At 52.8% G+C, this 12366-nt stretch carries 11 protein-coding genes and 4 pseudogenes; 9 read left to right on the top strand and 6 right to left on the bottom strand.

The genetic code is table 11. The annotated features are described in order from the left end of the window. Positions 1-48: 48 nt before the first annotated feature. From urtA to ABLU96_RS22455, 6 genes are read left to right on the top strand one after another with little or no spacing between them, the layout of a single operon-like run. A complete protein-coding gene (urtA, locus tag ABLU96_RS22480; protein WP_048268175.1) occupies positions 49-1329 on the top strand; it encodes an urea ABC transporter substrate-binding protein in 1281 nt (426 codons plus the stop codon). Positions 1330-1382: 53 nt separating this feature from the next. Continuing rightward, complete coding sequence (urtB, locus tag ABLU96_RS22475; protein WP_048268174.1) at positions 1383-2309, top strand: urea ABC transporter permease subunit UrtB; 927 nt, start codon at positions 1383-1385, stop codon at positions 2307-2309. Between the two features lie 10 nt (positions 2310-2319). Beyond that, positions 2320-3447, top strand: coding sequence for an urea ABC transporter permease subunit UrtC (gene urtC / locus ABLU96_RS22470; protein ID WP_048268173.1), 1128 nt, complete (start codon positions 2320-2322; stop codon positions 3445-3447). Next, on the top strand, positions 3444-4193 hold the full coding sequence (gene urtD / locus ABLU96_RS22465; RefSeq protein WP_048268172.1) for an urea ABC transporter ATP-binding protein UrtD: 750 nt from the start codon (positions 3444-3446) through the stop codon (positions 4191-4193). Before urtC ends, urtD begins: the two co-directional genes overlap by 4 nt. Before the next feature lie 10 nt (positions 4194-4203). Next, positions 4204-4893, top strand: a complete 690-nt coding sequence (gene urtE / locus ABLU96_RS22460) for an urea ABC transporter ATP-binding subunit UrtE (protein ID WP_048268171.1) — start codon at positions 4204-4206, stop codon at positions 4891-4893. A gap of 32 nt (positions 4894-4925) precedes the next feature. Then, on the top strand, positions 4926-5936 hold the full coding sequence (locus tag ABLU96_RS22455) for a formamidase (protein WP_048268170.1): 1011 nt from the start codon (positions 4926-4928) through the stop codon (positions 5934-5936). Between the two features lie 150 nt (positions 5937-6086). On the opposite strand, the gene ABLU96_RS22450 is transcribed toward ABLU96_RS22455, so the two are convergent. Together ABLU96_RS22450 and ABLU96_RS22445 are read right to left on the bottom strand one after the other, a co-directional pair. Next, positions 6087-6710, bottom strand: a complete 624-nt coding sequence (locus ABLU96_RS22450) for a hypothetical protein (protein WP_048268169.1) — start codon at positions 6708-6710, stop codon at positions 6087-6089. A 49-nt stretch (positions 6711-6759) separates the two neighbouring features. Then, positions 6760-6912: a hypothetical protein gene (locus ABLU96_RS22445; RefSeq protein WP_227525386.1), complete on the bottom strand. Its 153-nt coding sequence runs from the start codon at positions 6910-6912 to the stop codon at positions 6760-6762. A gap of 176 nt (positions 6913-7088) precedes the next feature. On the opposite strand from ABLU96_RS22445, the pseudogene ABLU96_RS22440 reads away from it, so the two are divergent. The 3 genes and pseudogenes from ABLU96_RS22440 to ABLU96_RS22430 all read left to right on the top strand — a co-directional run bounded on the left by ABLU96_RS22440 (position 7089) and on the right by ABLU96_RS22430 (position 9134). Further along, a pseudogene (locus ABLU96_RS22440) lies at positions 7089-8210 on the top strand (IS3 family transposase). 72 nt (positions 8211-8282) lie between these two features. Further along, the gene (locus ABLU96_RS22435; protein WP_048268166.1) at positions 8283-8732 is read left to right on the top strand and encodes an IS5 family transposase; all 450 of its coding nucleotides are present in this window, start codon (positions 8283-8285) and stop codon (positions 8730-8732) included. Continuing rightward, positions 8702-9134, top strand: a pseudogene (locus ABLU96_RS22430) (transposase). Before ABLU96_RS22435 ends, ABLU96_RS22430 begins: the two are co-directional and overlap by 31 nt. On the opposite strand, the pseudogene ABLU96_RS22425 reads toward ABLU96_RS22430, so the two are convergent. The 4 genes and pseudogenes from ABLU96_RS22425 to ABLU96_RS22410 all read right to left on the bottom strand — a co-directional run. After that, positions 9131-9364: pseudogene (locus ABLU96_RS22425) on the bottom strand (integrase core domain-containing protein); the annotation flags it as partial. The pseudogenes ABLU96_RS22430 and ABLU96_RS22425 sit on opposite strands and share 4 nt — an antisense overlap. A 7-nt stretch (positions 9365-9371) precedes the next feature. Next, complete coding sequence (locus ABLU96_RS22420; RefSeq protein WP_064362542.1) at positions 9372-10442, bottom strand: IS110 family transposase; 1071 nt, start codon at positions 10440-10442, stop codon at positions 9372-9374. Positions 10443-10652: 210 nt separating this feature from the next. Continuing rightward, positions 10653-10757: pseudogene (locus ABLU96_RS22415) on the bottom strand (DDE-type integrase/transposase/recombinase); the annotation flags it as partial. 33 nt (positions 10758-10790) lie between these two features. Then, positions 10791-12329 carry an IS66 family transposase gene (locus ABLU96_RS22410; protein ID WP_064362539.1) on the bottom strand — a complete coding sequence of 513 codons (1539 nt, stop codon included), beginning with the start codon at positions 12327-12329 and terminating at the stop codon, positions 10791-10793. Between the last annotated feature and the right edge of the window lie 37 nt (positions 12330-12366).

Genomic DNA, 12366 nt, shown 5'->3' with positions numbered 1-12366 from the left:
GATGGCACTCGCTGACGAGATTACACACAACCGATGATGAGGGCCACCATGAACGACTACGCACTTTCTCCACTGCCGCCAGATAAAAAACACCCCGACAGTCGCTTTCTGAAACGCTGCGGGATACGGGTAAAACTTCTGGCTGTGGCCAGTCTGATGTTCGCCGTTCAGGCCGCGATGGCCGCGCCGGATACGGCAGCGGTGAACAGCACCGGGCTGGCGGTCACCGACAGCAGCGTCAAAGTGGGGATCCTGCATTCTTCAACCGGTACCATGGCAATCAGTGAAACCGGTTCGATCCAGGCAGAGAAACTGGCGATTGAACAGATCAACGCCAGCGGCGGCGTGCTGGGCCGTAAGATTGAGTACGTACAGGAAGATGGCGCCAGCGACTGGCCTACCTTTGCGGAGAAAGCCCGTAAGCTGCTGGTCAGCGACAAGGTTGCTGCTATCTTCGGCGGCTGGACATCCGCATCGCGTAAAGCCATGCTGCCCGTTCTGGAACAGTACAACGGCATGCTTTACTACCCCACCTTCTATGAAGGGCTGGAGCAGTCACCAAACGTCATCTACACCGGCCAGGAAGCCACGCAGCAGATCATTTCAGGCATCGACTGGGTGGTCAAAAACAAGCATGCCAAATCGTTCTATCTTCTCGGTTCTGACTATATCTGGCCACGTACCGCCAACAAAATTGCCCGTCATCATATTGAAAAGTTGGGTCTGAAGGTGGTCGGGGAAGACTACTATCCGCTGGGCAACACGCAGTTCAACTCGGTGATCAACAAAATCAAGCTGAAAAAACCCGATGTGATCTACGCCATTGTGGTTGGCGGCTCTAACGTGGCGTTTTACAAACAGCTGAAAGCCGCCGGCATCGATATGTCACAGGAGAAACCGCTGCTGTTAACCATTTCGGTGACGGAAGACGAAATTCGCGGCATTGGCGGTGAAAATATTGCAGGCGCTTACGCCTCCATGAAGTACTTCCAGAGTATGGACAACCCCGCTAATCATGCTTTTGTTGCCGCGTTTAAAAAGCGCTGGGGCGATGACATGGTCATCGGCGATGTGACTCAGGCTGCGTACCTTGGCCCGTGGTTGTGGAAGGCGGCAGTAGAGAAAGCTGGCTCCTTTGATATCGATAAAGTTCGCAAGGCCTCGCCGGGTATTGAACTGAAAGATTCACCCGAAGGCTACGTCCGCATCCACGAAAACCATCATCTCTGGTCTAAAACGGTCATTGGTCATGCCAGAGCCGACGGGCAGTATGACGTGATTTATCAGACGCCTGAACTGATCGAACCCAATCCTTTCCCGAAAGATTAACCGCACTCCCCCGCTGACCGCGGGGGAACGTTCCAGCGCACTGGGGGTATGACATGTTCAGTGATTACAGTTTTGCCGATCTCGCGTCCATCATGGTGATGCAGGGATTTGCGGGTCTTAGCCTGTTTGCCGTTTTCGTTCTGATGTCGCTTGGGCTGGCGATTATTTTTGGTCAGATGGGCGTGATCAACATGGCCCACGGTGAGTTTATGATCCTCGGAGCCTATGTCACCTGGCTGACCGGGAAATTTTTCAGCAGTTACCTGCCTTCACTGTTTGGACTCTATTTTTTTGTGGCGATCGTGCTGGCCTTCCTCTGCACCGCCGCGCTCGGCTCGCTGGTGGAGAAGGTGCTGATCCGCCACCTCTACAAGCGACCGCTGGATACGCTGTTGGCCACATGGGGCCTCAGCCTGATTATGCAGCAGTGCTACCGTTCCGCTTTTGGCCCACGTGAAGTTGGCGTTGACCTGCCGGAGTGGCTGATGGGTTCCTACCGTTTCGCCGACAACATCGATATTCCGATTAACGGCGTGTTTGTTCTGCTGCTGACTGCCGTGATTACCGCCCTCGTCGGCTGGCTAATGTACCGTTCCGCCTGGGGATTAAAAGTGCGGGCCGTGGTCCTTAACCGACCGATGGCCAGCGCGGTTGGGATTAACACCGCCCGCGTCGATAACCGCACCTTCGCACTGGGCTGTGGCATCGCCGGTATTGCCGGAAGCGCCTTCACTATGATCGGTTCGACAGGCCCGACCGCCGGTCAGCAGTACATCGTCGACACCTTCCTGGTGGTGGTGTTTGGTGGCGCACAAAGTCTGATCGGTACGCTGGCTTCAGCCTTTGCTATCTCCCAGTCCCAGTCCACGCTGGAGTTCTTCCTGAGCGGTTCGATGGCGAAGGTCATCACACTGCTGATCGTTCTGGGGATCCTGCTGCTGCGTCCGCAGGGCCTGTTCGCCAGCCGCGTGCGTCGTTAGGAGCCGAATAATGAAACAACTTAAACCGTATCCGTTTGTTGGTCTTGCCCTGCTGGCGCTCCTGCTGCTGGTGATCATGCCGCTGGTGCTGGATATCTTTCGCCTGAATCTGATGGGGAAATATCTGACTTATGCCTTCGTAGCGGTGGGGCTGGTGCTGTGCTGGGGTTACAGCGGCATTCTCAGCCTGGGACAGGGCGTATTTTTTGGCCTGGGCGGATACTGCATGGCGATGTTTCTGAAGCTGGAGGCATCGACCCCGGCCGATACCCGAATGCAAACCACACCGGGGATCCCTGACTTCATGGACTGGAACCAGCTGACGGCCCTGCCTTCATTCTGGTACCCGTTCCATTCATTCGGATTGACGCTGCTGGCCATTCTCATCGTCCCGACGATTTTCGCCTGGATCCTCGGCAGTGCCATGTTTCGGCGGCGTGTCGGCGGCGTGTACTTTGCCATCATCACCCAGGCGATTTCAGCCATTCTGACCATCCTGATTATAGGTCAGCAGGGCTACACCGGCGGGATCAACGGCATCACCGATCTGCGCACTCTGCTTGGCTGGGACATTCGCACCGACAGCGCGCGCTACCTCTTGTATTTCGTCAACGCCGGGCTGCTGATGCTAGTGCTGATGGCCGGCTATTTTATCGTTAACAGCAAGTTTGGCCGGCTGATGGTCGCCATCCGCGATAAAGAAGATCGGGTACGTTTTTCCGGTTACGACGTGGCGAGTATCAAGACGATGGTGTTCTGCATCAGCGCGCTGTTCTCCGCGATTGGGGGGGCCATGTTCACCCTGCAGGTCGGCTTTATGTCGCCGGGGTTTATCGGCACCGTGGCCTCCATTGAAATGGTGATTTTCTGTGCGGTCGGTGGCCGGGGTTCCCTGCTGGGTGCCGTTTTTGGGGCCTTAATCGTCAATGCAGCCAAAAGCCGTATATCAGAAAGTTTCCCGGAACTGTGGACCATCGCAATGGGAATGTTGTTTATCGGCGTGGTACTGGTGTTCCCCAAAGGGCTGGCGGGGATTTATCAGCAGCATGTTCAGCCGCGGCTGGCGAAATATATTCCGGGAAAAACAGCAAGAAAAAGCTGGAATAAATCGAAGGCGAATTCGGGAGCAGCAAAATGAAAAAATCCAACCGGGAAATTATCCTCGCCGTAGAAGGGCTGACGGTGTCATTTAACGGATTTAAAGCAGTAGATGATTTTTCCATGTACATCGATGAAGGGCAAATATACGTGATCATTGGCCCCAATGGAGCTGGGAAAACCACAGTGCTGGATCTTATTTGCGGAAAGACGCGGCTGACCGGCGGCAGCATCAAATTTAAAGATAAAGAAATCAGCCGAATGAAAGAAAATAAAATTGTGCAAACCGGCGTGGGTCGGAAATTCCAGAACCCGTCGATTTATGAAAATCTGACGGTATTTGAAAATCTGGAACTGTCGTGGCCGAAAGGGAGAAGTGCATTTGGCGCGATGTTCTTTCGCCGCACCGACGAGGTTATTCAGGCCGTCAGACATGTCGCTGAGGAAATCTTCCTGACTGATTTCCTCGACGTGCAGGCCGACCTGCTGAGCCACGGGCAAAAACAGTGGCTGGAGATCGGCATGCTGCTGATCCAGAACCCCAGCCTGCTGATGCTGGATGAACCGGTCGCCGGTATGTCGGTGAACGAGCGGGAAAAAACGGCACTTCTGCTGCGCAAAATTGCAGCTCGACGCTCGGTCCTGGTAATCGAACACGATATGCAGTTTGTCGAAGATATCGCCGACCACGTCACGGTAATGCATCAGGGCAAGGTGCTATCGGAAGGCAGCATCAGCAAGGTCAAAAATGACCCGCGCGTCATCGATGTTTATCTGGGGCACTGAGGAGAAAAGCATGCTGAACCTTACCGATTACGCGGTTTCCTACGGCCAGAGCCAGATTATACAGGGGCTGAATCTGTCGATTGCACCGGGTGAGATTGTGGCGCTGGTGGGCCGCAACGGCATGGGCAAGACTACGCTGATGAAGTCACTGATTGGCATGATCGAAAGCCGTGTGGGAAAAGTGTTATTTGACGGCAGCGATATTATTTCGCTGGCCAGCCATGAGCGCGTGCATCGCGGATTAGGTTTTGTTCCGCAGGGGCGTATGGTTTTTGCCACCATGACGGTTGAGGAAAATATCAGAACCGGCATGAAATCCGCCAGAGACACCCGCGTACCCGACCATCTGTATGACTATTTTCCGGCGCTGTGGGATTTACGTAAACGCATGGCCGGAAATTTATCCGGCGGCCAGCAGCAGCAGCTGGTTATGGCCCGCGCGCTGGCCGGGCAACCCAAATTACTGTTGCTGGATGAACCAACGGAGGGAATACAACCCTCCATTATTAAAGAGATGGCGAAAATACTTCGCCGCATTCGTGACCAGGAAGGTCTGACTATTTTGGTCTCTGAACAGGTATTAAGTTTTGTTCTGGATGTATCCGACAGGATCGTAGTGATGGAAAAAGGACACATCGTACATCAGGAACAACGTGAACATGCCGATCGCGAAAAGATCGCATCTTATCTTGCCGTTTAAACTTTTAATTCATTCACGATGAGAGGTCTATTATGGGTAGCACCGGAAGTGTCAGTTCCTGGGATGAAGCGTTATTAATTGCCGCCATTCAGTATCCTGTCCCGGTTATTAAAGGACCGGAGGATATTCAGGTTCAGGTTGATAAGATCTGTAAAGCCGTTGACTCCACGAAAGCCGGCTATCCCGGTCTGGACGTTATCGTTTTCCCTGAATATTCAACCCAGGGGCTGAATACCAAAATCTGGACATATGATGAGATGCTGTTAACTCTCGACAGCCCGGAAATTGGGCAGTTCAAAGAAGCATGCATTCGCAACCGTATCTGGGGCGTGTTCTCACTGATGGAACGCAACGAAGACCCCACCTTACCGCCCTATAACACCGCGATTATCATCAACGATCGCGGCGAGATCGCCCTGCACTACCGTAAACTGCAGCCGTGGGTGCCGATTGAGCCCTGGATGCCGGGGAATATGGGCATGCCGGTCTGTGACGGGCCCAAAGGTTCACGCCTTGCGGTCTGTATCTGCCACGACGGCATGTTCCCTGAACTGGCGCGCGAAGCCGCCTACAAAGGCTGTAACGTTTACATCCGTATTTCCGGTTACTCCACCCAGGTAAATGACCAGTGGATTTGGACCAACCGTACCAACGCCTGGCAGAACCTGATGTACACCGTGTCCGTTAACCTCGCCGGTTACGATGAAGTGTTCTACTACTTTGGCGAAGGCACCGTCTGCAACTATGACGGCAATGTTATTCAACAGGGGCACCGCAATCCATGGGAAATTGTCACCGCCGAACTGTTCCCTCGACTGGTCGACAAGGCGCGGGAAAACTGGGCGCTGGAAAACAATATCTTTAACCTCGGCTGCCGGGGATACGTCGGTAAACCCGGCGGCGAGCGCGAGAACTATCTGACCTGGGTACGCGATCTTGCCAACGGCGAGTACAAGTTGCCGTGGGATGAAAAAGTTAAAATCCGCGACGGCTGGGAATATTATCCTGATGGCGTTAAACTCGGGCCACTGCCGAAAAAGTAACTCTGTCAGTTTATTGCCCCTAATATGAACCGAGGCCCGCTCGGGCCTCGTGAGACACTCATCACCCAGGCCACGGATAAACAGCATCACGTTAACTTACGCGATATCATTACTGTTCATGTAAAAAAAACGCCCCAACCCTACGTCACGTTAAGGAGGTAAACTCCCTCCCACCAGTTGTCCAAATGATTTTGCTTCCACCCGTTTCTGAAGTAATGTCAAACCTTCCCCCGAGCGACTCAGGAACGCTGTAAGCGCCATCACGGCGGTCTCTGATCCATATCTCTCGGCTGCTTTCAGCATATTTTCGTGGTCAAATACACCATTCTCAGTTAAATAGCTATACATTTCTTCAATAAATACGCCATTTTTATGCAATGGTTCTAATTCAACAATTATTTGAGAAATCATTGATATGACTTGGAAACTATTGCAGTATGCAAGTGATGCAGATTCAAAAATATCTTTATGTTGTTCCGAACCGCCATCAACATCGTCATTCAACATGAGGGCAGCTCTTTCCATTTCCTGTAAGGAATGCGCACTATTGCGCACGATTATTCTTAATAACCCTTTGTGCGTGTCTACTTTAGGGAACAACCTCTTAATTACATGATGTAAAGCCGACAGTTCTCTTAGTTTTTTGATGCTTTTGGCAGTGGCATTTTTACCCGTGACATACTGATGTCTTGTCACTCGGAAGCTAGCAACATACACAAACCGAATAACCACACAAATGATGCTAATACTCAGAATATTTACATCAATTGTCATGTCATTTTCCCCGTGATATTTTTATATAAATGCGGTTCATGTTAATCAGTCAGACACCTTTAGCTTTGTCAATAGCCTGCTGAAGACGATAGTAATCCGGCGCACCAGGCATCACCGTAGTCGTCTTGTTTTGTGGGTGTTTAATGTTCATGACAATAAATACCGGCGTTCCATTATAGTTGAGCTTATCCGCCAGCATCATGTTTGCATCTAGCACGCTCTGCAGCTGGTCACGCAACTCTGTGTACAGAAGGAAGTTTCCGTGTTCGTCCAGGATATCTTTATATCCTAAATGCTGAAGCAGCGTTGACCTGCTCCCCGTTGATTAATACACCACGATATTAGTAATGTCTTCATAAGCCACATGAGGGCATCCCCATGAAGAAGCGTTTTTCCGACGAACAGATCATCAGTATTCTCCGCGAGGCTGAAGCCGGGGTATCTGCCCGTGAGCTCTGCCGTAAGCACGCCATTTCCGACGCCACCTTTTACACCTGGCGTAAGAAGTATGGCGGTATGGAAGTGCCCGAGGTTAAGCGCCTGAAGTCGCTTGAGGAAGAGAACGCCAGACTCAAGAAGCTACTTGCCGAAGCCATTCTGGATAAGGAGGCGCTTCAGGTGGCTCTGGGGCGAAAGTACTGACGACAGGCCAGAAGCGGGAAGCCGTGGTGTTGATGTGTGATGCGACCGGTCTGTCGCAACGTCGTGCCTGCCGGCTTACAGGTTTGTCCCTGTCGACCTGCCGCTACGAAGCTCAGCGTCCGGCTGCCGATGCACATTTATCAGGGCGTATTACTGAGCTGGCGCTTGAACGCAGACGTTTTGGTTATAGGCGCATCTGGCAGTTGCTGCGTAGGGAGGGCCTTCACGTCAATCACAAGCGGGTATACCGTATTTACCACCTTAATGGACTGAGCGTAAAACGCAGACGACGCCGTAAACGGCTGGCGACCGAACGGTTTCCGCTTCTGCGCCCGGATGCACCGAACCTGACATGGTCGATGGATTTCGTTATGGACGCACTGGCCAGCGGTCGCAGGATCAAGTGCCTGACCTGTGTGGATGATTTCACGAAGGAATGTCTGACGATCACCGCTGCTTTCGGTATTTCAGGTGTTCAGGTCACGCGTATTCTGGACAGCATCGCGTTGTTTCGGGGGTATCCGACGACAATAAGAACCGATCAGGGCCCGGAATTTACCTGCCGCGCGCTCGATCAATGGGCCTTTGAGCATGGTGTGGAACTACGGCTTATCCTGCCAGGTAAGCCAACACAGAACGGATTTATTGAGAGTTTTAACGGACGCTTTCGCGATGAGTGTCTGAATGAACACTGGTTCAGCGATATTCTTCATGCCCGGAAAACGATTAATGACTGGCGGCAGGATTATAACGAGTGCCGTCCCCATTCATCGCTGGATTACCAGACACCAGCTGAATTCGCAACGGACTGGCGAAACAGGAAATATGAAGAAAAAACCAACCGACATTACTAACTGAAGGTTGTAGCTAGGCTGTGTCCCTTAATCGTCTGAGCTATAGTAACCATCTGTTTCTACAACATATTGAACTATGGCCCGCTACGACCTTCCTGATGAAGCATGGGATATCATCCAGCCTTTACTGCCCGCTCAACCTGCAACACCACGGGCCGGACGCCCATGGGCGGAGCATCGTATGATCATCAATGGCATGTTCTGGGTGTTGTGCTCTGGTGCCCCATGGCGTGATTTACCTGAACGATACGGCCCATGGAAAACCGTATATAACCGCTTTAACCGGTGGTCTAAGTCGGGTGTGATTAATATTATTTTCAACAGGTTGCTTTCTTCTCTTGATGCTCACGGCCTCGTTGACTGGTCAGCTACTGCGCTGGATGGCAGCAATATCCGGGCACTCAGGTGCGCCGACGGCGCGCAAAAAAACATCCCGATATCGCCGGAGATCATGGGCTGGGTCGCTCTCGCGGTGGTTTTGGCACCAAAATCCATATGGCGACGGATGCAGGCGGTCTCCCGTTAAATATCGTGCTGAGTCCCGGACAGGCTCACGAAAGCCAGTTCGCATTACGCCTTCTGGACGGAATTGGTGTTCAGCGCCAGAACGGCAGCATGAAACGTCGTGGTTATGCGGTGCTGGCTGACAAAGCCTACTCAGGACATGCGCTTCGCAATGAGCTGAAACGAAAAGGGATAAAAGTGGTTATCCCGCGGAAATCTAATGAAAAAATGGCAGCAGATGGTCGTTCACAGCTTGATCGTGATGCTTGATGCTTATCGTAATCGCAACGTTGTTGAGCGGTGTTTTGGCTGTCTGAAAGAATACCGTCGCATTGCCACGCGTTACGACAAAACGGCGAGGAATTATCTGGCGATGGTGAAACTGGGTTGCATTAGACTGTTTTACAAAAAATTATGCAATTAAGGGACACTGCCTAATCTCGGGGGCAGGTCAACCGCTTTAGAGTTTTTCCAGTATCGGTTTTCCGATTCGTTTGGGGGTAACCCACCGTTATAGTCATGCGGCCTTAGCGAGCTGTAATATCGGACGATATAGTCTGTGATCGCATGAGCAGCTTCGCTAAAGTTTATATAACCTGTCACTGGCACCCACTCGTTTTTCAGACTTCTGAAGAAGCGTTCCATCGGGCTGTTGACGCTCCTATGTCAAGAGCGGGCGATTGGCATATGCGAGGTCCGATAAAATCAATGGATAGAGCTCACGGACGATGTAGCGTTTTAGGCATCTCAGGATCTCTTTAGTCGATAGCCCTTCACCAGTTCGTCTGTCGACATAGATTCTCGTGCGCGGATCGCTACGCATACGCACAAGGGCTATTGTCCACAGGGCATTGTTTGCTTCACGTGAGCCACCACGGTTTAATCTGTGCCTTACCGTTTTTCCTGATGATGCGGGCAGTGGATTTACGCCACAGAGCGATGCCAGGGCCGCTTCATTTTTTAAACGCTCGGGGTTATCACCTGCAACTGCTAGCAGTGTTGCAGCCGTCTGTGGCCCAACGCCAAACTGGCTACGAAGGTTACTAGCATACTTGCGTGTCAGTTTATCCAGTGATTCGTCCAGTTCATTCAGCTCTTCGGTCAGGGCCATCCATCGTTTCGCAAGGCTTCGAAGCGTACTGCACAAGGCTATACGTAATGGCGAGTGCTCTGACACTTCGCTGTTAATGCAGGCGGTTACGCATTCTTGTGGTTTCGATTTCCAGAGTTTGTCGCGAACATCCTGCGGGGCACTAACCAGCAGTGCACGAAGCTGATTAATCGCCTGCGTACGGGCTTTTACTGCACTACGTCGGGCAACACTAATAATCCGGAGAGCTTCACACGCACCTGACTGCATTTTTGGTATGGCCTTGCTGCTCCCTGAAAGCACTGTCCGGGCTGCATTTTCTGCATCCAGTGGATCTGACTTCCCTTCAAGGCGGCGTTTTGAGCGATCTGGCCGGTTAACTTCAACAACATAAATACCATTCTTGATGAGATAGCGTGTTAATGCAGCACCATATGTTCCTGTTCCTTCGATGCCTGCTCGTTCGAGGATCCCGAAAGAACGTGTCCAATCAAGTAGTTCCTGATAGCCCGCTTGATTTGTTTGAATAATGTGAGTTCCGAGCAGCTTACCTGCCTGACTGATAACAGCGCCGACATGAACATCAAGATGGGTATCGACACCCAGAATCACGATTACAGAAGATTTGCGGTCGTTTTGCATGGTTTGCCTCCAGATGCTGGTAGCACAACCATCCCCATCGCAGGACAGGACACTCGGGATGCAGCACAAAGCTCCTATCAGGTCACAAACTCTGGGCCCGGTTATGCCCGGGAAATACCAGAATCGGACGACAGGTCAACACAAAGGCATTTGAGCCAATCCCAGCACGGGTCAGTCCGATCCGGTATTTGAAAGTATATTAGAATGAGTGTCCCAACAGTTTCCACGTCGGCTCATACTCTGCCTGATCCGGCAACGCCACAGTAACTGCCGGAACTGCCTGCTTGTATAGTGGCTACCCTGGTCACTGTGGTAAGCGTACAGCAGGAGCCGTATTGACGAAGAGGGTTATTCCGCTGGCAGCGTGACGCGCCACGGTAGCAACTCGCTGACCCGGTTGACCGGCCAGTCAGCTATGACGTTGAGCACATGACGGATATAGCTCTCTGGATCCACCCCGTTCAGTTTGCATGTACCGAGCAGACTGTACAGTAGCGCTCCGCGCTCACCACCGTGGTCAGAGCCGAAGAACAGGAAGTTTTTGCGACCCAGACTGACCATCCGCAGTGCATTTTCAGCGATGTTGTTATCGGCTTCGGCCCAGCCGTCTTCTGCATAGTACGTCAGTGCCGGCCACTGGTTCAGAGCATACGTGAACGCCTTCGCCAGCTCTGAGTGCCTCGACAGCGTTTTCATCTTTTCACGCAGCCAGCTTTCCAGGGATTTCAGGCGCGGTTTAGCTTTCTGCTGACGTTCGCCAAGGCGCTGCTCTGCCGGCATTCCCCGTATTTCAGCCTCGATGGCATACAGGTCGCCTATACGTTTCAGGGCTTCCTCCGTCAGCGCTGATGGCGTGCGAACGTGCACATCATGGATCTTGCGGCGGGCGTGAGCCCAGCAGGCTGCTTCCGTTATCTGTCCATTGCGGTACAGTTCGTTGAACCCGGCATACGCATCCGCCTGCAGCACGCCGCTGAAGCCGGCGAGATGGCTCTGCGGGTGGATTCCTTTTCTGTCCGGGCTGTAGGCGAACCACACCGCCGGTGCCAGCTCTGACCCGGCGTTGCGGTCATCACGAACGTACGTCCACAACCGCCCGGTCTTCGTCTTCTTATTGCCCGGTAGCAGGACCGGTACAGGCGTATCATCGGCATGAAGTTTGCCGTCGGTCAGCACATAGTGCTGGAGGGCTTCATCCAGCGGTGCCAGCAGGCGGCAACACGCATCCACCCAGCCTGACAGCAGTGAGCGACTCAGCTCCACACCCTGGCGGCCGTATATTTCAGTCTGGCGGTACAGCGGGGTGTGCTCTGCATACTTTGAGGTCAGCACGCGGGCCAGCAGCCCCGGACCGGCGATACCCCGCTCTATGGGCCGTGAAGGCGCGGCTGCCTGCACGATGGCATCGCACTGATTACAGGCATGTTTTTCACGTACTGTCCGGATAACCCGGAAGGCGCTGCGCATCAGTTCCAGCTGTTCGGCGGCATCTTCACCCAGGTAACTCAGCGAACCACCGCACTCCGGGCAACAGGATTCGGCCGGAAGTATACGCTTTTCATCACGCGGGAGTGATTCGGGGAACGGTTTACGGGTACGGGTCTGACGCAGCGGGCGCTGCACTGCCGGATCATCAACCCGGCCGGTCAGCGTATCGCTTTCTTTCTGCAGTGCCTTCAGGTCAGCTTCCATCTGTGCGATACGGCGGGATACCTTTTCGGAACGACTGCCGAAGTTCATCCGGAGCTGCTTGTCCAGTTGCGCCTGCAGGTGGTCTATTTCGCGTTCACGATCGGCCAGTTTTTCCAGCAGAGCACGGTTCAGCGCTTCCTGTTCGGCCAGGCGCTGTTTCAGCAGAAGGATGTCGTCAGAAGAGGTGTCGTTCATAAGCCCATATTTTACCAGGCTTATTCTGCAACAACCA

The sequence above is a fragment of the Klebsiella sp. CN_Kp106 genome (assembly GCF_040064575.1).
Taxonomy (GTDB): domain Bacteria; phylum Pseudomonadota; class Gammaproteobacteria; order Enterobacterales; family Enterobacteriaceae; genus Klebsiella; species Klebsiella michiganensis.
Note: the sequence above shows the minus strand (reverse complement) of the source record. Positions and strands in the feature narration are given on the sequence as shown.